Annotated in this window: 17 protein-coding genes; 6 read left to right on the top strand and 11 right to left on the bottom strand. The window is 63.4% G+C overall.

Going from position 1 to position 24,610, the window contains the following annotated elements; translation table 11 throughout:
* Positions 1-110: 110 nt before the first annotated feature.
* The 5 genes from DBV08_RS25050 to DBV08_RS25030 form a co-directional block, all read right to left on the bottom strand.
* Entirely contained in the window at positions 111-3,326 is a 3,216-nt protein-coding gene (locus tag DBV08_RS25050) for a translation initiation factor IF-2 N-terminal domain-containing protein (RefSeq protein ID WP_124569234.1), read from the bottom strand.
* A gap of 449 nt (positions 3,327-3,775) precedes the next feature.
* Positions 3,776-4,195: a nucleoside-diphosphate kinase gene (ndk, locus tag DBV08_RS25045; RefSeq protein ID WP_003944527.1), complete on the bottom strand. Its 420-nt coding sequence runs from the start codon at positions 4,193-4,195 to the stop codon at positions 3,776-3,778.
* An 18-nt stretch (positions 4,196-4,213) separates the two neighbouring features.
* The gene (locus DBV08_RS25040; RefSeq protein WP_095969728.1) at positions 4,214-4,669 is read right to left on the bottom strand and encodes a DUF4233 domain-containing protein; all 456 of its coding nucleotides are present in this window, start codon (positions 4,667-4,669) and stop codon (positions 4,214-4,216) included.
* Positions 4,666-6,105: a folylpolyglutamate synthase/dihydrofolate synthase family protein gene (locus DBV08_RS25035; RefSeq protein ID WP_003944455.1), complete on the bottom strand. Its 1,440-nt coding sequence runs from the start codon at positions 6,103-6,105 to the stop codon at positions 4,666-4,668. The genes DBV08_RS25040 and DBV08_RS25035 overlap by 4 nt, the downstream gene beginning before the upstream one ends.
* Positions 6,102-8,783, bottom strand: coding sequence for a valine--tRNA ligase (locus DBV08_RS25030; RefSeq protein WP_124569233.1), 2,682 nt, complete (start codon positions 8,781-8,783; stop codon positions 6,102-6,104). The genes DBV08_RS25035 and DBV08_RS25030 overlap by 4 nt, the downstream gene beginning before the upstream one ends.
* A 173-nt stretch (positions 8,784-8,956) precedes the next feature.
* Here DBV08_RS25030 and DBV08_RS25025 point away from each other — a divergent pair, with 173 nt between their 5' ends.
* Positions 8,957-9,658: a hypothetical protein gene (locus tag DBV08_RS25025; RefSeq protein WP_124569232.1), complete on the top strand. Its 702-nt coding sequence runs from the start codon at positions 8,957-8,959 to the stop codon at positions 9,656-9,658.
* 68 nt (positions 9,659-9,726) lie between these two features.
* Here DBV08_RS25025 and DBV08_RS25020 read toward each other — a convergent pair whose 3' ends face one another.
* From DBV08_RS25020 to DBV08_RS25010, 3 genes are read right to left on the bottom strand one after another with little or no spacing between them, the layout of a single operon-like run.
* Entirely contained in the window at positions 9,727-11,760 is a 2,034-nt protein-coding gene (locus tag DBV08_RS25020; RefSeq protein ID WP_185564898.1) for a S9 family peptidase, read from the bottom strand.
* Positions 11,761-11,772: 12 nt separating this feature from the next.
* Complete coding sequence (locus DBV08_RS25015; RefSeq protein ID WP_095969725.1) at positions 11,773-12,387, bottom strand: GNAT family N-acetyltransferase; 615 nt, start codon at positions 12,385-12,387, stop codon at positions 11,773-11,775.
* A gap of 47 nt (positions 12,388-12,434) precedes the next feature.
* Positions 12,435-13,442 carry an iron-siderophore ABC transporter substrate-binding protein gene (locus tag DBV08_RS25010; RefSeq protein WP_095969724.1) on the bottom strand — a complete coding sequence of 336 codons (1,008 nt, stop codon included), beginning with the start codon at positions 13,440-13,442 and terminating at the stop codon, positions 12,435-12,437.
* 119 nt (positions 13,443-13,561) lie between these two features.
* On the opposite strand from DBV08_RS25010, the gene DBV08_RS25005 reads away from it, so the two are divergent.
* Together DBV08_RS25005 and fdhD are read left to right on the top strand one after the other, a co-directional pair.
* Complete coding sequence (locus tag DBV08_RS25005) at positions 13,562-15,871, top strand: FdhF/YdeP family oxidoreductase (RefSeq protein WP_185564895.1); 2,310 nt, start codon at positions 13,562-13,564, stop codon at positions 15,869-15,871.
* 1 nt (position 15,872) lies between these two features.
* A complete protein-coding gene (gene fdhD / locus DBV08_RS25000; protein ID WP_124569229.1) occupies positions 15,873-16,739 on the top strand; it encodes a formate dehydrogenase accessory sulfurtransferase FdhD in 867 nt (288 codons plus the stop codon).
* Here fdhD and DBV08_RS24995 read toward each other — a convergent pair.
* From DBV08_RS24995 to aroQ, 3 genes are read right to left on the bottom strand one after another with little or no spacing between them, the layout of a single operon-like run.
* A complete protein-coding gene (locus DBV08_RS24995; RefSeq protein WP_124569228.1) occupies positions 16,693-18,603 on the bottom strand; it encodes a sugar phosphate isomerase/epimerase and 4-hydroxyphenylpyruvate domain-containing protein in 1,911 nt (636 codons plus the stop codon). The genes fdhD and DBV08_RS24995 overlap by 47 nt on opposite strands.
* Entirely contained in the window at positions 18,600-19,478 is an 879-nt protein-coding gene (locus DBV08_RS24990; RefSeq protein WP_124569227.1) for a shikimate dehydrogenase, read from the bottom strand. Before DBV08_RS24990 ends, DBV08_RS24995 begins: the two co-directional genes overlap by 4 nt.
* Positions 19,478-19,927: a type II 3-dehydroquinate dehydratase gene (aroQ, locus tag DBV08_RS24985; protein WP_124569226.1), complete on the bottom strand. Its 450-nt coding sequence runs from the start codon at positions 19,925-19,927 to the stop codon at positions 19,478-19,480. The genes DBV08_RS24990 and aroQ overlap by 1 nt, the downstream gene beginning before the upstream one ends.
* Positions 19,928-20,054: 127 nt before the next feature.
* On the opposite strand from aroQ, the gene DBV08_RS24980 reads away from it, so the two are divergent.
* The 3 genes from DBV08_RS24980 to DBV08_RS24970 all read left to right on the top strand — a co-directional run bounded on the left by DBV08_RS24980 (position 20,055) and on the right by DBV08_RS24970 (position 24,564).
* Positions 20,055-20,729: a TetR family transcriptional regulator gene (locus tag DBV08_RS24980; RefSeq protein ID WP_095969718.1), complete on the top strand. Its 675-nt coding sequence runs from the start codon at positions 20,055-20,057 to the stop codon at positions 20,727-20,729.
* Positions 20,730-20,800: 71 nt separating this feature from the next.
* Positions 20,801-23,023, top strand: coding sequence for a glycoside hydrolase family 3 C-terminal domain-containing protein (locus DBV08_RS24975; RefSeq protein WP_124569225.1), 2,223 nt, complete (start codon positions 20,801-20,803; stop codon positions 23,021-23,023).
* Positions 23,024-23,226: 203 nt separating this feature from the next.
* Positions 23,227-24,564, top strand: coding sequence for an MFS transporter (locus DBV08_RS24970; RefSeq protein WP_124569224.1), 1,338 nt, complete (start codon positions 23,227-23,229; stop codon positions 24,562-24,564).
* Positions 24,565-24,610: the final 46 nt, after the last annotated feature.

Raw genomic sequence — 24,610 nt, 5'->3', positions numbered from 1 at the left:
GAGGGGTGGTGCTCACTACTCTGTACTGCTTCTACCAGCTGAAACTTCGGATAACGGTTGGATGCCCTCGCTCATCGCCAGGACATCCAACCGACCGAAACCGATAGTTCTTACTCTCCGTCGACCGGCGGACCCGCGGGACGTGCTGCTGCACGCCTGCGACGAGGCCGCTTGACGACGACAACTTCTTCCTCGGCCGGAACCTCGATGGCCGGAGCCTGGACGTTCTCCACGACCGCTTCCGCTGCGGGTTCCGGAGTCGGAATCACGAAGACCGTGCCCACCTCGGGAGCCGCCTCGGCAACCGGTGCCGACGCTGCCCGCGACGCCCGGCGACTACGCCGACGACCTCGCGGAGCTGCTTCGGCCGAAGCTGCAGCCGACTCGTTGTCCACTGCGGGAGCTTCTTCCGCAGCAGAGTCCACAACAGAAACGTCAGGGCGCTCAGTAGCAGCAGGAGTATCGATCGGCCGATCCTGTTGCCGATCGGCACTTTTGGATGCATCGTCCCCCGAAGACGTACCAGCGGAATCGGACTCGATCGAGTCGGCCGCGACGGTCTCGTCGTCCTCGTGGTGATGCGAGGCCATCGCCAATGCCACCGGATGAGCCCGCTTGACCGTCGCGTCGACGGCCGGAACCTCCGGCGCCGGAGCTTCCTGTCCGTTGGATTCGGTCGAAGCCGACTTGTCCCCGCGGCCACGCTTGTTCTTGCGCGAGGTACCGGAATCACTGCGCTGCGAGCCCGAACGCGATCCGCCGTCGTCCGAGGACTTCACCTCGACGGGCTCGGAGTGGACGATGATGCCGCGGCCGTGGCAGTGCTCACAGGTAGTCGAGAAGGCCTCGACCAATCCGGTACCCAACTTCTTGCGAGTCATCTGCACGAGTCCGAGTGACGTGACCTCCGACACCTGATGGCGCGTGCGATCGCGACCCAGGCATTCGGTGAGCCGACGCAGAACCAGGTCCCGGTTCGATTCGAGGACCATGTCGATGAAGTCGACGACGATCATTCCGCCGATGTCCCGCAGGCGCATCTGGCGAACGATCTCCTCGGCTGCTTCGAGGTTGTTACGAGTGACGGTCTCTTCGAGGTTTCCGCCGGCTCCGGTGAACTTGCCGGTGTTGACGTCGACGACAGTCATGGCCTCGGTGCGGTCGATCACCAGGGTGCCACCGGACGGCAGCCACACCTTGCGATCGAGCGCCTTGGCCAACTGCTCGTCGATACGGCGAGCCGCGAAGACGTCGATACCGTTGTTCGGCGTGTACTTCTCGAGCCGCGGAAGCAGGTCGGGCGCAACGGAGTTGATGTAGTTCTCGACCGTCGTATGCGCCTTCTCGCCCTCGATGACCAGCTTGGAGAAGTCCTCGTTGAACAGATCACGAATGACCTTGACCAGCATGTCAGGCTCTTCGTACAGCGCCTGCGGGTTGCCGGACTTGCCGGTGTCCGCAGCCGCGGCCTGCTCCTCGATGCCGGCCCACTGAGCCTGCAGACGAGTCACGTCCCGCGCCAACTCTTCTTCGCTGACGCCCTCGGACGCCGTGCGGATGATCACGCCGGCGTCGGCGGGAACGATGTCGCGCAGGATTTCCTTGAGACGCTTGCGCTCGGTGTCCGGAAGCTTGCGGCTGATACCCGTGGACGTACCACCGGGCACGTAGACGAGGAAACGACCGGCAAGCGAAATCTGTGTGGTCAGTCGAGCACCCTTGTGACCGACCGGATCCTTGCTGACCTGAACGAGCACCTGATCGCCAGGCTTGAGAGCCTGCTCGATCTTGCGCGAGTTGCCACCGAGACCGGCGGCCTCCCAGTTGACCTCACCGGCGTAGAGAACACCGTTGCGGCCACGTCCGATGTCGATGAACGCAGCTTCCATGCTGGGGAGCACGTTCTGAACACGTCCGAGGTACACGTTGCCGACCATCGACGCTGATGCCGAGTTGGTGACGAAGTGCTCGACCAGCACTCCGTCTTCGAGGACTGCCACCTGTGTAGTCGCATGCGGTTGACCGCTGTCTGCTCGATCGCGCACAACCATGACGCGATCGACGGCCTCACGACGGGCGAGGAACTCCGACTCGGTCAGGATCGGCGGGCGACGACGGCCCGCGTCACGACCGTCGCGGCGACGCTGACGCTTCGCTTCCAGACGCGTCGAACCACTGATGCCCTGGACCTCGTCCTTGACGCGGATCTTGTTGCGAGGTTCGCGCTCGTGAACGACGGTGTTCGGCGGATCGTCCTCGGACGTCGCAGTCGCGTCGGTGGCTCCATCGGTTCCGGTCTTGCGACGGCGACGGCGACGGCGACGGCGGCTCGATCCGTCGGCGTCGAGATCGGAATCGTCGGCGTTCTCGGAATCCGCATCCGCGGTGGACTCGGACTTCTCACCGGATTCTTCGCCGGCAACGTCTTCGGTTTGCTTCTCGACTGCCACAGGGGCAGATTCCTGCTCCGAGTCGGTAGCGGTATCCGACTCTTCGTCCGAACCCTGCTCGCTGCCCTGTTCTCCACCCTGTTCTCCGCGGCCACGGCCACGTCCACGGCGTCCACGACGACGGCGACGCGGCTGATCGTCGTCCTCGTCATCGGACTCGGCGCTCTCACCCTCGGTTTGCGGAGCGGTCACAGCCGGCTCTTCGACGGTAGGAACTGTAACCGGCGAGGCCTCGGGTGCGACTGTTTCGGTTTCCGCAGTCTGCTTCTCTTCGACGACTGCCGGTGCTGCGGGCTCGCGGCGAGCGCGACGGCGACGCGGAGCTGCCTCGGCTGCTTCGAGATCCGGCTGCAAGAACAGCGGGACCTGCGGCGCGGCGGGGGCCGCCTCGGGCTGATGGGTCTGCGGTGCCTCGAAGGAAGTGAACAGATCGGACTGCTCGGCTTCCTTGCTCTGCAGCGCAGCAGCGGCGTCGAGTCCAGCGCTGATCTCGGCGACAGCCGGATCCACCGCTTCTTCGGCTGCCGGCTCTTCGACAACTACTGCCTTTTTGCGGGTTCGACGAGCCCTCACGGGCTTCTCGGCCGGAGCCTCTGCAGCAGGCTCCTCGGCAACCGGCTCGATGAGGGTGTCGAGCTCGGCGACGACCGGCTCGATGGCCTCGGCCGCGGAAGTCAGCGACGCGTGAATCCGCTGGGCAACGTCACGTTGGAGACTCGACTGCGCACTACGCAACTCGGTACCGAGCGCTGCGGCTTCGGCAAGGACCTGCTTGCTGGTGACACCGAGCAGCTTCGCCAGCGCGTGTACGCGCATCTTGTCGGGAAATTCCGGTGTGGTGCTGGAATCTGATTCGGTTGGGGATTGATCGGCCACGTAAGTCTCCTCAGCCCCCGGGCGCGTCCAACCCAGAAGTCGAGTTGTCACGCGGCCACGCGGGAGCGTGCTGTGTGTACTCGCACCCAGAAGTGAGTGCGAGATTGTAAGGTCTCGCTCCGCATGGATCGCAGTGCCCGTTATTCACTGCGAGCACATGAAGTGCCTGGCTGGATGGCCGTTGTCCTGTGCGCGAGCGCCTGATCATCCAGCGTGCAGAGGTCCAGGGATTTCCTGTTGACCTGGAGCAGCGATGAAAGGGCATCGAACCTAGGTGTCATCCGGTTGAACGTGCGTAAAACAAATTGCGGTTCAACTGAAAGCAGTATCCCACACCAATGCGCCTGCAACTGCAAAGGGCGCACCGATGTGGGATACGTGCCGAGAATTCGCTGTGGAGATGTGGGCCCAAGGCCCGTTCATGTGGGCCGGAGGCCCGAATCGGAGATTCAGATGGACGACAGCGCGGGGAACCACAGAGCGATTTCGCGCTCTGCCGACTCCACGGAATCACTGCCGTGAACGAGGTTCTGCTGCGCTTCGAGTCCGAAGTCGCCGCGGATCGTGCCCGGAAGAGCCTTGTCTACCGGGTCGGTTCCGCCGGCCAACTGACGGAAAGCAGCGATGGCGCGGGGGCCTTCGAGCACTGCGGCCACCAGCGGACCGGAGGTGATGAACTCCAACAAGCTCGGGTAGAACGGGCGCTCGGCGTGTTCTGCGTAGTGGCTACCAGCCACCTCTTCGGAAGCTACGCGGAGGTCGAGTGCTGCAATTGTCAGGCCTTTGCGCTCGATACGGCTGAGGATTTCTCCTACGTATCCACGGGCAACGGCGTCGGGCTTGATCAGTACGAGGGTGCGCTCAGTCACAGCGGACAGCCTAAATGGTCAGTCCCGCTGACCGGGAAGCAGGCCCTTGTCCATTCGGCGCTTGATGTCTCTCTGCAGGTAGACGAGGTATCCCCAGACGATCCCGAAGGTGATCGCGACACCGGCGATCGACGGGTGGACGAAGAAACCGAACAGAAGAATCACCTGCAGTGCGACGTTGAACCCCATCGCCCACGGCTTGCCCTGGATGCCCGCACCCAGAATCATCAGCACCGCCAACCCGATGATGAATCCCGCGGAGGCCGCGGTGAGACCACCACCGACGACCGCGACGACCGGCAAAGCCAGCAGCACGACGATCGCCTCGAGGATCAGGGTTCCGGCCATTACTCCGCGGAAACTTTTCCACGGGTCCTTGGTCGGAGGCCCGAACTCGCCGGCAGTGTCTCCGGACTCGTGGTCTCCGGACTCGTGGTCGCCGGACTCGGGATTGGCATCTGACGGGGTACTCACGCGGGGTCCTTTCCGAACAGCGTGCGGGCAGCGCCTGCGGTCACGACGGATCCCGTCACCACGACACCTGCCCCTGATACGGCTTCGCCGGGTTCGGCCACCTGCTCGGCGATTTCGATCGCGACTTCCAAGGCGTCGGCAAGCACCGGCGCCACGACGACGCGCTCGTCGCCGAACTTCGCGACGGCAATGTTCGCCAACTCCTCGACGTCCATCGCCCGGGGTGACCCGTTGTGGGTGACGACGATCTCGTCGAAGACGGATTCGAATGCGGTCAAGATGGCGTCGACGTCTTTGTCCGCCATGACGCTGACCACTCCCACGAGCTTGCGGAAATCGAACTCCGCGGCCAGTGCGGCCGCGAGTGCGCGTGCACCGTCAGGGTTGTGGGCGGCGTCGAGAAATACGGTCGGCGCACTCCGAACACGTTCGAGGCGACCAGGATTGACGATCGAGGCGAACCCGTTGCGGATTGCGTCCTGATCGAGTTGTCGATCCGGACCGGCACCGAAGAACGCCTCGACAGCAGCGAGCGCAAGCGCCGCGTTGCGCGCCTGATGCTCGCCGTGAAGCGGCAGGAAGATGTCGGTGTACACACCGCTCAGGCCCTGAAGTTCGAGCTGCTGTCCGCCTACCGCGATCTGGCGAGCGAGCACCTTGAACTCGGAGCCTTCGCGAGCGACTGCGGCCTCGACCTCGACGGCTCGCCGCAGCAATACCTCCATGACCTCGGGAGTCTGCTCGGCGATGATCGCGACGGTGTCCACCGGAACCAGGTCCTCGCGGCCCTTCTTGATGATCCCGGCCTTCTCCTCCGCGATCCCGGCAAGATCGGTTCCCAGGTACTCGGCGTGATCGAGACTGATCGGCGTGATCACCGCGACCTGTCCGTCGATCACGTTGGTGGCATCCCATCGTCCGCCGAGTCCGACCTCCACCACGGCGACGTCGACCGGTGCCTCCGCGAACGCCGCATAGGCCATGGCGGTGAGCACTTCGAACTTGCTCATCGCCGGTCCCCCGGCTTCCTCGGACTGTGCGTCGATCATCTGCACGTACGGCTCGATCTCGCGGAACGTGTCCACGTAGAGCCGCGGTGAGATCGGATGACCGTCGATGCTGATCCGTTCGGTCGCGATCTGCAGGTGTGGGCTGGTGGTTCGGCCGGTACGACGATGCAGAGCCGTCATCAACGAGTCAATCATGCGCGTCACCGACGTCTTGCCGTTGGTTCCCGTGACGTGCACCGACGGATAGTTGTGCTGGGGCGAGCCCAGGACATCCATGAGCGCCTCGATACGAGTCAGTGACGGCTCGATCTTGGTCTCGGGCCAACGCTTGTCGAGTTCTGCTTCCACCAGCGCCAGTTCGGCGATGTCGACCGGAGTCGGAACCGAACTCTGAGCGTCGAATTGGGACGGCTCGTACGAACTCACTTGTCGGCCAACTCCTTCAGACGTCCTGTGATGCGCTCGATCTCTTCGACGGCGATCTGGCGACGTGTCTTGATCTTGTCGACGACGGCGTCGGGCGCCTTCGCCAGGAAGGCCTCGTTCGCCAGCTTGTTGTCAGCGGTGACGAGTTCCTTCTGCGCTGCCGCGAGGTCCTTTTCGAGCCGCTTCTTCTCGGCGCCGAGGTCGATGGTGCCCGAGGTGTCGATGTCGACAGTGACGGTTCCCTGGCTCAGACGCACCTCGACGGAGATCGACGCGGTGAATCCTTCTTCGGGTTCGGTCAGCTTGGCAAGCGCCGCCACGTAGGCGAACTGGCCGTCCATGCCTGCCTCCGAGAGCCCGGACGCACGCGCCGGGACCTTCTGGGAAGGCTTGAGTCCCTGATCGTTTCGGAAACGTCGCACCTCGGTGATCAGCTTCTGCGTGTCTTCGATCCTGGTGGCGGCCTGGGCGTCGACTGCGACGCCGGACAACGTGGGCCAGTCGGCGACGACGACGGACTCGCCGCCGGTGAGCACCTTCCACAGGGTTTCGGTCACGAACGGAATGACCGGGTGCAGGAGGCGGAGCAATGCATCGAGAACGTTGCCGAGCACGGCGCGGGTGTTCGCGGCGACGGCCTCGTCGCCGGCGAACTGCACCTTGGCGAGTTCGAGGTACCAGTCACAGACCTCGTCCCACGCGAAGTGGAACAGGCCTTCGCACGCCTTGCTGAACTCGTAGCGATCGAATGCGGCGTCCGCCTCGGCCTGGACCGTGTCGAGACGGTCGAGGATCCAACGATCGGCGTCGGTCAGTTCGCTTCGAGCGGGCAGCGGCGCGGGAGCAGCGCCGTTCATCAGAGCGAACTTGGTCGCGTTGAACAACTTGGTCGCGAAGTTGCGCGAGGACTGCGCCGAATCCTCACCGACGGACAGGTCACTGCCCGGGTTGGCGCCGCGTGCGAGTGTGAATCGCAGGGCGTCGGCGCCGAAACGATCGACCCAGTCGAGTGGGTCGATACCGTTGCCACGCGACTTCGACATCTTCTTGCCGTACTGATCGCGAACCAGTCCGTGCAGGAACACGTCCTTGAACGGCATCTGCGCGCCCGACTTGCCCGGACCGGCGGTGATCGACTCGTCCTCGGACACGTACGTGCCGAACATCATCATGCGGGCGACCCAGAAGAACAGGATGTCGTAGCCGGTGACGAGAACGCTGGTGGGATAGAACTTTTCGAGTTCGGGCGTCTTGTCGGGCCAACCCATCGTCGAGAAGGGCCACAGTCCCGAGGAGAACCAGGTGTCGAGGACGTCGGGATCCTGGACCCAGCCTTCCGGTGCCGTTTCGTCGGGACCGAAGCACGCAACTTCACCCTCGGGGCCGTACCAGACCGGAATGCGGTGACCCCACCAGAGCTGACGGGAAATGCACCAGTCGTGCATGTTGTCGACCCAGTCGAACCAGCGTGGCTCCTGGCTCGCCGGGTGAATGACGGTGTCCCCGTTGCGAACCGCGTCACCCGCAGCCTTGGCGAGCGTCTCGACCTTGACCCACCACTGCAACGAGAGACGAGGCTCGATGGCCTCGCCACTGCGCTCGGAGTGCCCGACGCTGTGCAGGTACGGGCGCTTCTCGGCTACGACGCGTCCCTGCTCGGCGAGAGCTTCGCGAACCTTGACGCGAGCCTCGAAGCGGTCCATACCGTCGAATTCGGTTCCGGTGTCGGCGATCTTGCCGGTCTTGTCCATGATGGTGGGCATCGGCAAGTTGTGCCGCAGGCCCATCTCGAAGTCGTTGGGGTCATGAGCCGGCGTGATCTTCACAGCGCCGGTTCCGAACTCGGGGTCGACGTAGTCGTCCGCGATGATCGGGATCTGACGCCCGGTGAACGGATGATCGAGGGTGGTGCCGACGAGGTGCTTGTAGCGCTCGTCTTCGGGGTGGACCGCCACTGCGGTATCACCGAGCATCGTCTCGACGCGAGTGGTCGCGACGATGACGTGCGGCTCGTTGTCGTCGAGCGAGCCGTAGCGCAGGGAGACCAGCTCACCTTCGACATCCTCGAACTTCACCTCGATGTCGGAGATCGCGGTCTGCAGCACCGGCGACCAGTTCACGAGACGCTCGGCGCGGTAGATCAAGCCCTCGTCGAACATGCGCTTGAAGACGGTCTGGACGGCGCGCGAGAGGCCCTCGTCCATCGTGAAACGATCACGACTCCAGTCGACGCCGTCACCGATGCGCCGCATCTGGCCACCGATGGTTCCGCCGGATTCGCGCTTCCAGTCCCAGACCTTGTCGATGAACAGCTCGCGGCCGAAATCTTCCTTGGTCTTGCCGTCGGCAGCGAGTTGCTTCTCGACGACGGACTGCGTGGCGATACCGGCGTGGTCCATGCCAGGCAGCCACAGCACCTCGTAGCCCTGCATCCGCTTGCGGCGACTGAGGACGTCCATGAGGGTGTGATCGAGGGCGTGGCCCATGTGCAGGCTGCCGGTGACGTTCGGGGGCGGCAGCACGATGGAGTAGCCGGGCTTGTCGCTGGTCGCGTCGGCCTGGAAGTACCCGGCGTCTACCCAGCCCTGATACAGATCGGCCTCTACCGCGCTGGGGTCCCAGCTCTTGGGTAGGGCGTCGGCGGGGGTCTGGGGGTTCTCTGGAGCTGCACTGGTCACCACTTGATCCTAATGACTCCCCCGCTGCGAACGAATTCGCCCGTCGAGGGCTGCGGTGGGCACGAACGACAGTCCCCTTGGTCCGGGGTCAGCCGAACAAACGATATTCACCGATCCGCTCCGCTGACAGGATCGCTCTGAAGGACGACCGACCAACGACCTGTGGAGCAAATATGTTGAACAACTGGAGTTCTCGCCGTCCCGGCGTTCGAACCTTGGCGGCGGCCGCGACGATCGGAGCGGCGGTTGCCCTCGTGCTTCCGGCGACTGCGTCCGCTGCACCCGGCATCGAAGAAAGTGTGCAAGGAAGCATCGACAGTGGCAGCGCCACGATCAACGGGAGTGTCGGGGACATCGGGAACGACATCGCAAACGGCATCGCCAGCGGCAGCGTGGGCGACATCGTCGGCGGAATTGCCACCGGGAATTTCAACGACGTCATCGGCGGCCTGGCCGCAGGCTCGACCAGCGCGACGGACATCGTCAACGGCCTGGCCAGTGGCAATGTCAGGGACATTCTCAGTGGGCTGGCCAGCGGCAGCGGCGGCGGCGGATCGTTTGCTCCGACGCAGCGGTGTGACGCCTCGACGGTCTCCGGCGGCGCAGGAATCACCAGCACCAAGCACGAGCTCGGCCGCGGCGGACCGACGTCGTTCGTACTCGGCTACGAAACCGAGGACATCCCGGACCTGATCGAGGTGTACTACGAAGGACGGTTGATCCACAGCACCGGATACATCGGCGACGACATCAACGAGGGAACCGGTTCGGCGGTCGTCAACGTGCCCCCCGGCGGTGCATCGTCCGTGCTGGTTCGCGTCACGGGCCCCGACCACACCGAGTGGGCGTACACCGTTCGCTGCCCCGGCGCCTGATTCCAGTCCGGATCCGCGAGGAAGATCGTGCCTCGTTCGGTTGTTTCAGCCGAACGAGGCACGCGCGGTCAACCCAGAATCTCCGGCAACGCGACATCTTCGCCGAGAACGTGCTCGGAGAGGAACGCGGTGACCACCTCGTACCAGATCTTGGTGTGCTGCGGCTTGAGCACCCAATGATTCTCGTCGGGGAAGTACAGGAAGCGATGGTCCGTTTTCCCGTCGTCGTCGGCGGGCAGACCTGACTCTGCAAGCAGTTCGTACCAGAGCCGCAAACCCTCGCCGATCGGAACCCGGTAGTCCTTGTCGCCATGGATGACCAGCATCGGCGTCGTGATGTCTGCGACGTACAGATGCGGCGAATTCTCGACGGCCATCTCCGGCGACATCTCGCGTTGCCAGTACCAGGCCGCGTCCGTCGTCGGGCCGAATTGATCGAGCGCCCAGAGGCTTGCGTGGGTGACGATCGCGTCGAAACGGTTGGTATGGCCGGCAATCCAGTTGGCCATGTAACCGCCGAACGAACCACCCATCGCGCCTGTTCGCTTGGGGTCGATCTCGGGCTGCGCGACGGCAGCATCGGTGATCGCCATCAGATCGGTGAAGGGCGCCTTGCCCCACTGACCCCACCCGCGCTGAACGAAATCCTGCCCGTAGCCGGTCGAGAGTGCGGGATCGGGCAGCAGTACTGCATAGCCCTTGGCGACGAGCAGCCACGGATTCCACCGCCAGGACCAGGTGTTCCACGAACCGAGTGGGCCACCGTGGACCCAGAGGAGCAATGGCACCGGTGCGTGCGGTGCGGCGCCGGTCGGCAGCGCCAACCAGCTACGGACCGTCGAACCGTCCTCGGCGCGAGCGGTGATCTCGGTCAGTGTTCCCGGCAGCTCCGGCAATGCGTCGGGTCCACGAAGTGCGGTGATCTCACCGGATCGCAGATCCACCCGCACCACGTGAGGGGGCGCTTCGTACGAAGCCCGCAACGCGTAGATCGACTCACCGTCCGGCGCCACTCGAACGTCGGTGTACGCCGCGTCGTCGGCTGTCAGGCGCACTGGTTGACCCCACAGGTCGATGGTGAAGATCGGACCGCGGCCGCCGTCGTCAGCGGTGACCACCAGCCCGGATCCGTCGGGTAGCCAGGCAAGTGAGGTAGGCCATCGATCCCAGCCGTCGGCGACGCCGGTCACAGCACCGGATCCGAAGTCGTAGAGCTGCAGAGTCATTCGCGGCGCAGACTCCGGCGTGGTGAGGGTCTCCCGGATGAACGCGAGCTTGGTTCCGTCCGGCGAGAGCACCGGGTTGTAGACGTCCGCGTCGGCCTCGTCGACAAGGGTGGTTCGGTCACCGGTCACCGTGTCGATCCGAACCAACGTCGATCGGCGGGCGGCACTAGCCGCGCCGACAGCCCACGTGGTCACGACGAAGAGACCGTCGTCGGAAATCGTGGTCGACGTCTCCCGCAGCGCCGCGCCTGCAGTCGGTGTGATGTCCCGCAATTCGACGGAGTCCTTCGAATCCGTCTCGGCGACAACCAGATGCGGATGATCGGGGCCCAGGTCGTGGTCCCAGTGCCGCACCGGATACCCCGTGTGCAGCATCGCCGTGACCTTCTTGTCCTTGCGCGCGGATCGCACCTGATCGTCCTGGTCGAGGCTGATCGCCGAGGCCATGACCGACGTCTGTGCCACGAACGTCGGCGCCGCCTTGGCCGCTGATACCGACGAGACACCACCGGGACGCGAGATCAACAGCTGAGCTTCTCCGCCCGCCGCGGGTAGGCGCCAGAGTGCTGGTTGCGGATCATTCTCGCCCGGCACGGCTCGCGTGGCAGTGAAGAGTACGTCGCCGTCGAACGCGAAGGCGGCACCGGACTCGCTGGTCGAACCCCATGTCAACCGACGCGCAGGACGCCGACCTTCCGGGTCGATCTCCCACAACGAGGACACGTATTCGGCGCGCTTGTCGTCGAGAACGGCGCGCGCGCAGATCAGCAGCGAGCCGTCAGGTGACAACACCAGGCCGGACAACCTGGCCAGAGCGATGTAGTCGTCGAGTTCGTCGAACGGCGTGCCTGCGTGGAGCTCGGGAATCTGGGTCACCACTAGTTGGTATCACGCGCCCCGCGGTTGACGCATCATTGCGTAGATCGTCGGCCCGCCGCCTGGCATCACGATGTCGCGGGTCACTTCGAAACCGAAGCGGTTGTAGTACGGGATGTTCGATTCCTTGCTGCTCTCGAGGTAAGCGTCGACATGTTCACGGTCACAACGCTCCAACCGGGAGTTCAGTAGTGCTTTGCCGTATCCCCCACCGCGCGCCGCGCTGCCGGTCCCGACCGTCGCGAGATACCAGTGCGGCGAATTCGGGTGTGCTCCTTCGAGAACGGAGCTGACCTCGGCCGCATGTCGAAGCCCCCTGCCGAAGACACGCACCATGGCCGGCAGGCTCACGAGCCCGGAAATCCACGACTGCTTCCATCGCCCCGGCGGATCCCACAGAGTTGCCCCGCCGATCACGCCGTTGTCATCGGTGGCCACCTCGACACCGCCACCGGCAAAGTGGTGGTAACGAGCTTCTGCGGCAAACAGTTTCGACAGGCGCTCAGCCCTGGAGTCCTCGTCCGGCAACATCCAGGCCATCAAGGGATCATCCTCGAACGCCTCGGCCAACACTGCCGACAGTGCCGGAATATCGGATCGGACAGCCGGCCGCACGTGTACACCCATGAGGTGAGGGTACCGCCGACCGTCCGAATTCCCGGTCGGTGAACCGATCAGACGAGCAAGCTCGCAATCCGCGGCGGAATCTGTTCGAGTGCATACGGCAAGCTCAGTACGGTGCTCCACGTCATGGCCTCGGCAGCAGCGTCTTCCAGAATGATCGCGCGGCCGTCCTTCACGACGTCGAGTTCCTGGTAGATCGGGGTCTTGTCCAATTCCGCGCGGAGCTTGTCGCCGTAGCCACCACCGGCATACCAGACGAGTACGTCGACGTCCGCGAGCGAGAGTTGCTCGGTGCTGATCTCGGCGAAGTTACCCGTGATCTGATCGGTGACAGGCGGATTCACGAATCCAAGTTCGGTGAAGAACCGCACCTTGGGGTCTTCCGGTCCGTAGACCCCGAACTGCCCCGGCCCCTTCAACGCGCCGACCAGAACAGTCTTGCCGGCAAACGCCGGGTTGGCGGTCTTCACGTCGGCGAACTTCTGATCGACACCGGCGATCAACTCGGTGGCCTTGCCCTGTTGGCCCAAGGCCTCGCCCAGGATGGTCGTCTGGTCCTGCCAGGGGATTCCGTAATCCGCGAACTCCTTCGGCTGCGCCACCGTCGGCGCTATGGCACTGAGTTTGTCGTACTGCGCCTGGGTCAGTCCGGAGTAGGTGCCGACGATGAGGTCAGGTGTCGTGGCAGCGACCTTCTCCATCTGAATGGTGGTGCCCGCGGTTCCGATGATCTCGGGAGTCGCCCCGTTCAGCAGCGGCTGCGCCCAGGGCCACACACCGTAGGGGTAATCGCCGTACCAGTCGAAGGTTCCGACCAAAGTCCCACCGAGCGCCAGGATCGCATCCTGATCGTTGTATCCGACACTGACGATCCGCTGCGGATCCTCGGGCAGTTCGGTAGACCCGAACTTGTGGGTGACCGATCCCGCAGAGTCACCGCTGGGGGGTGTGTCCTCGTCGTTCGAACTGGAGCAGGCCGCGGCGAATGCCAACAACGCTCCCGACGTGCCGATCAGAAATCCGCGCCGGGTCAGCCGACCTGCGTCCGTTCGATCCATGCTCTTACCCCTTAAGTCCGCTGGTTCGGTAGGTAAGGCTACCGATGAATGTCGCATTCCGGTGAGTTCGACCGGCCCATTCGATGGCAGTACCGGCTCGTTCGGGCCACTATGGAGACATGACGCGCCAGGGCCCCTCGAAAGACATCGACGAATCCGATCTCGAAGTCACGCACCCCAAGGACTACGCCGCCGGAGTACCGGCCGTTCTGGTGTCACTGCAACGAGGAATCGAGCAGATGGGAGCCTTGCGGACCGCCCGAACGCTCACCAGGCTCAACCAGCGTCACGGCTTCGACTGCCCGGGGTGTGCGTGGCCGGAGACTCCCGGGCATCGCAAGCCCGCCGAGTTCTGCGAGAACGGAGCGAAAGCCGTTGCCGAGGAAGCAACGCTTCGCACTGTCACACCCGAATTCTTCGCGGAGCACTCGATCGCCGACCTCGAAGGCAAGACCGATTACTGGCTCGGCCAACAGGGTCGACTGACGCACCCGATGGTCCTGACCCCGGGAGCAACCCATTACCAGCCGCTCGACTGGGACGGCGCGTACGCACTCATCGCCGAACATCTGAACGGCCTCGCCTCACCGGACGAAGCCGTGTTCTACACCTCCGGTCGTACGTCCAACGAAGCAGCATTTCTCTACCAGTTGATGATTCGCAGCTACGGCACCAACAACATGCCCGACTGTTCCAACATGTGTCACGAGTCGTCCGGAAGTGCACTGACCGAATCCATCGGCATCGGCAAAGGCTCGGTGACGGTTCCCGACCTCGAGAACGCCGATCTCATCCTCATCGCCGGACAGAATCCCGGTACCAACCATCCTCGAATGCTCTCGACGCTCGAGAAGGCAAAGGGCAACGGCGCCAAGATCATCGCCATCAATCCTCTGCCCGAGGCGGGATTGCGCAGGTTCAAGGATCCACAAAAGGTGTCCGGCGTGATCGGGCACGGAGTCGACATCGCGGACGAGTTCCTCCAGATTCGGCTGGGCGGCGACATGGCGCTGTTCCAAGGCCTGGGAAAGCTGCTGCTCGCGCTGGAGGATCGCGCTCCCGGCACCGTCGTCGATCGCGCCTTCGTCGACCGGTACTGCGCCGGTTGGGACGAATACGAGAAGCACATCCGTGCGGTCGATCTGGACACGGTACTCGAGGCGACGGGTCTGTCGATGGCGCAGCTCGAGGAAACGGCTGCCGCGCTTGCCCGGTCCGAGCGAACCGTCACCTGCTGGGCCATGGGGATCACTCAGCACACCCACGGCGTCGCCACCATCGAAGAAGCGGTCAACCTGTTGCTCATGCGCGGGATGATGGGCAAACCCGGTGCCGGGGTTTGCCCGGTGCGAGGGCACTCCAATGTCCAGGGTGACCGCACGATGGGTATCTGGGAGAAGATGCCGGAAGAGTTCCTGGCCGCGCTCGACACCGAGTTCTCGATCTCGAGCCCCCGTAAGCACGGTTGGGACACCGTCGATGCGATCCGCGCCATGAACGCAGGCAAGGCGAGCTTCTTCATGGCGATGGGCGGCAACTTCATCCAGGCAAGCCCGGACACCGCAGCCACCGAAACAGCGTTGCGTCAATGCGAACTCACCGTGCAGGTTTCCACCAAGCTGAATCGTAGTCACGTGGTCCACGGGCAGACCGCGATCATCCTCCCCACCCTCGGACGCACCGACCTCGACGTCCAGGCAGGCGGAAAGCAGCTTGTCTCCGTGGAGGATTCGATGTCCATGGTGCATCTGTCCCGCGGACGTCTCACTCCGGTCAGCCCCTACCTGCGTAGCGAAGTCGCCATCATCTGCCAACTCGCCCGCGAACTACTCGGCAACGATCATTCCGTCCGCTGGTCGGCCTTCGAGGGCAATTACGACCTGATCCGTGACTCCATCTCACGGGTGGTGCCCGGATGCGAAAACTACAACACCCGGGTCCGTCAGCCGGATGGATTCCAACTCCCCCACCCGCCACGTGACTCCCGCGAATTCCGCACGCACACCGGCAAAGCCAACTTCGGTGTGAACGACCTGCACTGGATACCCACTCCGAGCGGGCGCCTGATTCTGCAGACCATGCGAAGCCACGACCAGTACAACACCACGATCTACGGCCTCGACGACAGATACCGCGGCATCAAGGGCGGCCGCAAAGTCATCCTCGTCAACGGCGAAGACATCACCGCACTCGGATTCCGCGACGGTGATCTCGTCGACATCGTGTCCGAGTGGACAACACCCGACGGCACACTCGAAGAGCGTCGGGTCACCGAATTCCGCATCGTCGCCTACGACACCCCGCGCGGCAACGCGGCAGCGTACTACCCCGAGACAAATCCCCTCGTTCCCCTCGAACACGTTGCAGCCAAGTCGAACACGCCGGTCTCGAAGGCCGTCACCGTTCGACTCGAGGCATCGGGCGCCTGAGATGGGACGAGTCACCGCCCGCACACCGGTCGTTCGAATCTCGGGCGATCGGGTCGTCACGCGCCCCGACACGCTGGCCGTCGAGGAACCACTCGAGATGAGAGTGAACGGTCAGGTGCTGGCAGTGACGATGCGAACACCCGGCAACGACGTCGACCTCGTCCACGGATTCCTTCTCAGTGAAGGAGTCATCGGCACCCGCGACGACGTGAGCGTCGTCCGGTATTGCGACGGCGTCGACGAAACCGGCGCGAACACGTACAACGTCCTCGACATCGCGCTCGCTCCCGGAGTGCCCTTGCCCGATCACACCACCGACCGCAACACCGTCGTCAGTTCCGCGTGCGGAGTGTGCGGGAAGACGTCACTCGATGCCGTCCGCACCACGACGCGGCATCCACTGGTCGGTGACACGACTTCCGTCACCTCCACCGTCCTGTCGGCCATGCCGGTCACGCTGCGGGAGAGCCAGCGGATCTTCGAGCGCACCGGCGGCCTGCACGCGGCCGGATTGTTCACCGCCACCGGAGAACTCCTGGCACTGCGCGAGGATGTCGGCCGTCACAACGCCGTCGACAAGGTGATCGGTTGGGCCATCACCGACGGCAGAGTGCCCCTCTACGACACGATCCTGATCGTCAGTGGGCGGGCGTCGTTCGAACTCGTCCAGAAGGCCGTCATGGCCGGCATTCCGGTACTCGGTGCCGTCTCCGCGCCGTCGTCGCTGGCCGTGGAACTGGCACAGGAATCGGGGTTGACGCTCGTCGGTTTCATCCGCGGCGATTCGATGAACGTCTACTCGCACCCGCACCGAGTCGAGGTCACGAACTCGCGCGCAGTTGAGCCGACAGTCGCACAGCGGAGTTGACCTCCCCGTAGCCCTCGTACCCACCCACTCGCTGCACGACCTCGAAGAACAGGTCTCCCCCGACCGTCGGGGTGAACAGGTGGAAGAACTCGCCGTGAGCGTCCGCGTCGTAAAGGATTCCGGCGCTGCGCATCCGGTCGAGCAGTTCCGAGTTCAACCCGAAACGTGCGTCCAGATCGTCGTAGTAGTTCGGGGAAATGGGTAGCGGAGCAAACCCCCACTCCTGCATGGACGCAGCGGCACCGAAGATGTTCTCACACGCGAAGGCGACGTGGCTGACGCCGCCGCGGCGGACGGTCGGCAGCCCGCTACGACTGCCCTCCACCATGTTCAGCGAGATACGCAGGGCATGTCCGTCACCGTCTTGAACAAGCGTGAGCGCTTGACTCCGCATGAGTCCGACCGAATCGGTGACGTCCTGCCCCTCGTGCGGTTGCATCTCGAACACGGACCGCAGGAGCAGCATGATGCCGTCCCAGCTCTCGGCCGGAACTGCCAGTGCCACATGGTCGATCCCGGTGAACACTGCGCCCTGTTCACGATTGCGCTCGGCGGGCAGCAGGTAGATCTCGAAGGCCGATTCCCACGCCCCAGCGCTGCCGGGGCCACGAAGGTCGATCGATGTCGCATCGGTGACCTTCAGGCGTACGACGTCCGGTACGGCGAAGTTCTCGTCACTCGAACCGGGCAACTGCACTCGCGTCGCCGGTACTTCGAGAGCCAGAGCGCGCTCTCCCCACACTTCGGGTTCGGTTGCCCTGATGCCGATCTGAGTGAGAACCGGCAGATCCGCGGGCAGCCCGGGCGCCGTCCACACCGTGCCCGCTGTCGCGTCGACGGCAACGGTCAGCGGTCCGTGCCGCCACAGCTGCAGGTCGTGATCGTGGTGCCGTCCGACCAGATGAAAACCGACACGGGAGAGCATCGAGTGGACCTGGTCCTGTTTAGCCGGACCCGCAGCGATTCGCAAAGACACGATTCCTTCGAGCGGGGTGCGCTCCGGGGCGGTGAACAGCGTGGGTCCACCGGCGGCAGGGTTCGCGGCAGCGACCTGTTCTTCCAGATGGAGTAGCGACCGATGAGCGTCGATTGCCGTCCGCTGGGTGTCAGCGCGGCGGAATACGTCGTTGAAGATCTCGAGCGACCACGGTCCGTCGTAACCGGTGGCGTACACATGCTGAGCGAACGCGCTCAGATCGAAACTGCCCTGCCCCGGGAAATTTCGGTGATGCCGGCTCCACTGGAGGATGTCCATCGCCAAAAACGGTGCGTCCGCCAACTGGAGGAAGAAGATCTTCTCTCCGGGAATCTCGCGAATTCCGGCAGGATCGTCACCGCGCGAGAGGATGTGGAAACTGTCCAAACAGGTTCCGAGCGCTACGTGATCGACTCCCTCGACGATCTTCCATGCATGACCGTACGTGTTGACGTGGGCACCCCACGCGAGCGCCTCGTATGCAACCTTCTTGCCGTGCTGGGACGCCAGTTCGGCGAGAGCTCCGAATTGCTCTGTCAACTGACCGTCGTCGTGACTTGCTGTCGGCAGGGGCGAGGAGCACACCAGGAGCGTCTCGCACCCCAGTTGATCCATCAGCTCGAATTTGCGTTGCACTCGAACAAGATTACGAGCAAATTGGGCCTCGTCCACCGTGTCGAAGTCACGAAACGGCTGATACAGGTCCAGGCTCAGCCCCAGATCCGCAGCCCTCGTTCGCAATTCCACGGGCGACCAGGGAGAAGCGACAAAATCCGGCTCGAACACTTCGAAGCCGTCGAAGCCGGCAGCAGCAATGGCGTCGAGCTTTTCCTCGAGGGTGCCGCTGAGCGATACAGTCGCGATCGACGTCCGGACCGGGCCACTCACAGCGCTGCCGCAGTCTGTTCGCCGTGCACCAGTTCGGTCATGTGAGCGAGCATCCTCTTACTGTCGGGTTCGATGCCCGTGAAGATCCGGAACGCGTCGACGGCCTGGAAGACGGTCATTCCGCCACCGCTGAGCGTCGGCGCCCCGATCAGCCTGGCCTGACGCAACAGCTCCGTTTCGAGCGGACGGTAGACGATTTCCGCCACCCACAGATCAGGACGGAGCAGATCCGGCGAGAATGCCATCCCAGGATGGGCCGCCATCCCCATCGGCGTCGCGTGGACCAAACCGTTTGCATTGCCGAGCACTTCGGCGAGGTCACTCGTGTGGCGCGCCTCGACGATCTGCGCCGGGAACTGCCGCGAGAAAGTTCGCGCGAGTTCTTCCGCACGAGCCAGGCTCGAATCGACCAACGTCAGCGTCCCCACGCCGCGGGTGAGTGCCGCATAGGCAACAGCCGCACCGGCTCCACCCGCACCGAGCTGTACGACACGATCGAGCTGTGCTCCGGGAAGCCCGTCGTCGAAATTCCGGCCGAAGCCCGACCAATCGGTGTTGTGTCCGATCGCCTTGCCGCAGTCGAAGAGAACCGTGTTCACCGCCCCGAGCCTGTCGGCATCCGGCGAGAGTTCGTCGAGATGCTCGATCACCAACTGCTTGCACGGGTGAGTGATATTGAGACCGCGGAAACCGAAACGTCGTGCATAGGTGAGAAGTTCACCGATGTCCGACGGCACCATTCCCATCACGTCGAGATCGAGGATGCGGTAGACGTACGGCAGGCCCTGTCTGCGTCCTTCCTCCTCGTGCATGACGGGGGTCAAGGAGGCCTCGATACCGGTGCCGATCAGACCGCAGAGGATCGAATCACTCATCAGTTCTTCCCTTCTCGGATGCAGACGAATTCGACTGCGGCGCTGTAGCCGTCGATTCCCAACCCACAGATGACAGCGTCGGCGATGCCGGAGACGTACGAGTGGTGACGGAAATCCTCGCGGCTGTGGATGTTGCTGATGTGCACCTCCACGACGGGGGCATCGAGTGTGACCAGAGCGTCACGCAACGCAACCGAGGTGTGGGAGTACCCACCGGGATTGATCACGATGCCCGCGACATTTCCCCTGGCCTCGTGGATCCAATCGATCAGTTGACCCTCGTGGTTCGACTGCTTTGCCTCGACCACCGCTCCGAACTTCTCAGCCGCCGCTTCACAACGGGAAATGACGTCGTCCAGGGTGCCTCTCCCGTAGAACTCCGGTTGGCGCTGTCCCAACAAATTCAAGTTGGGTCCGTTGAGGACCAGAACCGGTAGAGATGAAGTCATCAGGGGCACCTCGGGGTTGACGCTCGAAACTAATGTACGAACTAGTGAGTTAGTTCACTGGACGTTACTCCCCCGACGCGAACTCGACAAGCAAAGTCGACAAACTGCTGACAGATAGAGTGAGCACATGGTTTCCGAGCAGTCAGTGAACTCCGTGGTGTCGAAGCCGGAGAAGCGACGCCGAAACAGCGATCTGACCAGGGTGAACATCATCGCCGTCGCCACCGAGGAGTTTGCCGACAAGGGATTCGCCGGCGCCCGGGTAGACGAGATCGCAACCAAGACTCACACCACCAAGCGCATGATCTACTACTACTTCACCGACAAGGAAGGGCTGTACAAGTCCGTCCTCGAGCATGCGTACAGCGTCATTCGTGCGCAGGAACGTGAACTCGACCTCGAGGGATTGAACCCCACCGCAGCAGTCCGCGCCTTGGCAGAACTCACCTTCGACCACCACGAACAGCACCCGAACTTCATTCGGCTGGTGGCCAACGAGAACATGCTCCGCGGTGAGCACATCGAGAAGTCCGAGCTGCTCAGTGGCCTCGGCGCCCCTGCCGCCGATCTCGTCTCGCAGATTCTCCACGACGGGCAGCAGGCGGGAGTATTTCGCTCCGACGTCGATGCTCTCGACATTCACATGTTGATCAGCAGTTACTGCGTCTTTCGGATCGCCAACCGATACACCTTCAAAGCGCTCTTCGACCGCGATCTGACCGACTCGACGCATCGCGAGCATCTACGAACCATGCTCGGCGACATGGTTGTTGCATTTCTGACCTCACCGACGCCGTCCTGACCCACCCCGAAGTCCGAAAAATCCCCCTACGGTGGTGAGTGGAACTCACAGCTGCCACCGGGAGGATTGACGTGACCGAGAATTACGTAAACGGGCTTTCACTCGAAGAGAAGGCGTCGTTGACGTCCGGCTCGGATTTCTGGCACAGCCAGTCCGTCCCCGGAATCGAGTCGATACTGCTGACCGACGGCCCGCACGGGGTTCGGAAACAACCCGAGGGCGGCGACGCACTCGGACTCGGCCACAGCATTCCCGCGACGTGTTTTCCACCGGCAGTCGGGTTGGGCTCGTCGTGGAACCTCGACCTCATCCGCCGCGTGGGTGAGGCTCTGGGCGACGAAGCCAAAGCCGAACAGGTCTCGGTTCTCCTCGGTCCCGGCATCAACATCAAACGATCACCGTTGTGCGGCAGGAACTTCGAATACGTTTCCGAGGATCCGTTCCTCTCCGGCCGCGTCGCGGCAGCGCTGATCACCGGCATCCAGTCACGCGGCGTCGGAACCTCGCTCAAGCACTTCGCTGCCAACAACCAAGAGCACGACCGGATGAGAGTCAGTGCCGACGTCGACGAACGGACGCTACGCGAGATCTATCTGGCCGGCTTCGAATACGCCGTCAAGACTGCGGCCCCGACTACGGTCATGTGCTCGTACAACAAGATCAACGGGGTCTACTCGAGCCAGAACCATTGGCTGCTCACCGAGGTACTGCGCGAACAGTGGGGCTTCGACGGCCTCGTCGTTTCGGACTGGGGGGCGGTCAACGATCGCGTGGCGGCACTCGCCGCGGGGCTCGACCTGGAAATGCCGCCGACCGGAACCGATACGCAGATCGTCGACGCCGTTCGCGGCGGCGACCTCGATGAATCAGTGCTCACGACTGCAGCCGAACGACTCTCGACGCTGGTGCAACGCACCGCTGCGGCGCGAACCGAAGGCCACACGTACGATGCCGAGCGCCATCACGAGTTGGCGCGGACAGCTGCAGCGGAGTCGGCTGTCTTGCTGGCGAACGACGGAGAACTGCTGCCTCTGACCCCCGGCGGGCAAACTGTCGCGGTGATCGGAGAATTCGCCTGCAGCCCGCGATACCAGGGGGCGGGTAGTTCACAGGTGGTGCCCACCAAGCTCGACAATGCTCTGGACGCGATCCTCGACCTCGAAGGCGCCGACCGGGTCACCTTCGCACCGGGCTTCACCTTCGACGGCACTCCGGACGACGACATGGTCACCGAGGCCTTCGACGCTGCGCGCCGCGCCGACGTCGCGGTGCTCTTCCTCGGACTACCGTCCGCCACCGAATCCGAAGGATTCGATCGAACCGACATCGAACTGCCGGCTGACCAGATCGCCCTGCTGGAAGCGGTCCACGGTGCGAACCCGAACACCGTCGTCGTGCTCGCGAACGGCGGCGTGGTTTCGATCGCGTCGTGGAAGGACCACGCCGCCGCAATCCTCGAAGGGTGGCTACTCGGCCAGGCGGGTGGATCGGCGATCGCCGATCTGCTGTTCGGCATCACGAATCCGTCCGGCCGGCTGACGGAGACCATTCCACTTCGCCTCCAAGACAATCCGTCGTATCTACACTTCCCCGGATCGCAGCAGCACGTCCGATACGGCGAAGGACTGTATGTGGGATACCGCTACTACGACTCCGCTCTGCGCGAAGTGGCGTACCCGTTCGGGTTCGGGCTGAGCTACACCACCTTCGACATCACCGATACGTCCGTGGATGCCGGTGAGAACTCCGCCGAAGTGACGGTCACCGTGCGCAACAGCGGCGACCGATCGGGCAGCACCGTCGTGCAGGTCTACGTCCACGACGCCTCGGAAAGCATCGACCGTCCTGAGCAGGAACTGAAGGGCTTTGCCAAGGTCCACCTCGACCCCGACGAATCTGCGACTGTGAACATCACTCTCGACACCAGAGCATTTGCCTATTGGTCCGTCGCGGCGCAGGACTGGGCGATCGAACCTGGCGACTACGAGATCCGCGTCGGCTTCTCGTCTCGGGACATCGCGAGAACCGACACCATCACTCTGGCCGGAAACGTCGGCGTCGGCACGCTCGACGCCATGTCGACCATCGGCGAATGGCTCGCCCATCCCGTCGGCAGTGCCGTTCTCGGCGCCGCCATGTCTGCCGCAGCGGGCGAAGGTGTGCAATCGGTCAGCCCCGAAATGATGGCACTCGCCGGTTCGATGCCGCTCGGAAAGCTCGCCACCTTCGGCCTCGGGATCACCGAGGAACAGGTGGAGCAGTTGGTGGCGGCGGCAGCACAGCCGGCCTCCTAACTCCCTGAACTGCGGTTTCGACGCGCGGCATGACCGCCAGTAGATTTTTATGAACTATTTGGTTAATAATCTTGTGTAGTTGCTGTGGCGTCGGTTACATTCCTTGTATCGCTCTCCGCACAGACGTTCTCGATACGAACAACATCGACAAACATAATCGGCGGATGTAGAGCCTCCACGACGCTTCCACCCAGGAGTTGAGCATGTCAGCTAGCACGGTTACACCATCCGGGCCCGAGGCAGGGTCCTTGGCCAGGCCGGATACGACCAAGGTCAAGCGCGCCGCAACATCGTCGTTTCTCGGCAGCATGCTCGAGTACTACGACTTCTACATCTACGCATCCGCCGCTGCGCTCATCTTCCCCACCGTGTTCTTCCCGGACAGCGGACATGCGGCACTGCTTTCGCTGGCCACATTCGGTGTCGCGTACGTCGCGCGTCCCCTCGGCGCTGTAGTCCTCGGCCATTTCGGTGACCGCGTCGGCCGCAAGAAGATCATGCTGCTCACCCTCATCATGATGGGCGCGGCAACGTTCCTCATCGGATGTATTCCCAGCGCCGATTCGATCGGAGTTCTTGCACCGATACTTCTCGTCCTGATGAGAATTTGCCAGGGCATCTCCGCCGCTGGTGAACAGAGTGGTGCCAGCTCACTGACACTCGAACATGCTCCCGAAGGTCGACGCGCATTCTTCTGCAGTTGGACCCTCAACGGCACCCAGGCCGGCTTCATCCTCGCCAGCCTCGTCTTCCTGCCCATCGCCGCACTCCCTGACGACATCCTCTACACGTGGGGCTGGCGAATCCCGTTCTGGGGCAGCCTGATCGTTCTCGTGGCGGCATACATCATGCGTCTCAAGCTCGAAGAGCCCGAAGAGTTCACCGAGCAGCAGGAGTCGAAGGCCGTCGCCAAATTGCCTGTCGCCGATCTTCTTCGCACCCACAGCGCAAATCTGATTCGCGTGATCTGCTGCGCCTTCATCGCCGTCGTCTCCACTATCTTCTCCGTCTTCGGACTCGCCTTCGCCACCACCGAGGAAGTGGGGATTCCGAAGTCGACCATGCTCTGGGTGGCCATCGCAGCCAACGCCGTGGCCTTGCTCAGTCAGCCCGCCTGGGCGATGCTCTCCGACAGGATCGGTCGCAGGCCGCTGTTCATCGGTGGCGCCCTCGGTAGTGCGGTGTTCATCTACGTGTACTTCGGCGCAATCGCCAGCGGCAACGTTCCCCTGATCTTTCTCGCCGCAATCGGATTGATGTCCGTCTTCTACGCTGCACCGAACGCCATCTGGCCGTCGTTCTACTCCGAGATGTTCAACACCAAGGTCCGCTACTCCGGCATCGCGATCGGCACCCAGGTCGGCTTCGCCCTCGCAGGCTTTGCGCCCGCCATAGGCAACGCCCTCATGGGCGGCGACAAGACGCACTGGATGCCCGTTGCCATTCTGACGTCGGTGGCCTGCGTCATCTGCGCGATCTCGGCGTTCACCGCCAAGGAGACGTTCCGCACTCCCCTCAAGGAACTCGGCAACCCGATCTAGTCGAACACCCCGCAGACGCCCTGCACGAACGACTGTGGCCCGGCAT

This window comes from Rhodococcus sp. KBW08 (assembly GCF_003852455.1).
GTDB lineage: Bacteria > Actinomycetota > Actinomycetes > Mycobacteriales > Mycobacteriaceae > Rhodococcus_F > Rhodococcus_F baikonurensis.
The sequence above is the reverse complement of the archived record's forward strand: the minus strand, read 5'-3'. Positions and strand labels throughout refer to the sequence as shown.

Excerpts from the sequence above, each read along its gene's own strand:
- fdhD (WP_124569229.1), top strand. The coding sequence starts at position 15,873 with ATGGGACGAGTCACCGCCCGCACACCGGTCGTTCGAATCTCGGGCGAT.
- DBV08_RS25015 (WP_095969725.1), bottom strand. The coding sequence starts at position 12,387 with ATGGGTGTACACGTGCGGCCGGCTGTCCGATCCGATATTCCGGCACTG.
- DBV08_RS25010 (WP_095969724.1), bottom strand. The coding sequence starts at position 13,442 with ATGGATCGAACGGACGCAGGTCGGCTGACCCGGCGCGGATTTCTGATC.
- DBV08_RS25005 (WP_185564895.1), top strand. The coding sequence starts at position 13,562 with ATGACGCGCCAGGGCCCCTCGAAAGACATCGACGAATCCGATCTCGAA.
- aroQ (WP_124569226.1), bottom strand. The coding sequence starts at position 19,927 with ATGACTTCATCTCTACCGGTTCTGGTCCTCAACGGACCCAACTTGAAT.
- DBV08_RS25025 (WP_124569232.1), top strand. The coding sequence starts at position 8,957 with ATGTTGAACAACTGGAGTTCTCGCCGTCCCGGCGTTCGAACCTTGGCG.
- DBV08_RS24980 (WP_095969718.1), top strand. The coding sequence starts at position 20,055 with ATGGTTTCCGAGCAGTCAGTGAACTCCGTGGTGTCGAAGCCGGAGAAG.
- DBV08_RS24970 (WP_124569224.1), top strand. The coding sequence starts at position 23,227 with ATGTCAGCTAGCACGGTTACACCATCCGGGCCCGAGGCAGGGTCCTTG.
- DBV08_RS24990 (WP_124569227.1), bottom strand. The coding sequence starts at position 19,478 with ATGAGTGATTCGATCCTCTGCGGTCTGATCGGCACCGGTATCGAGGCC.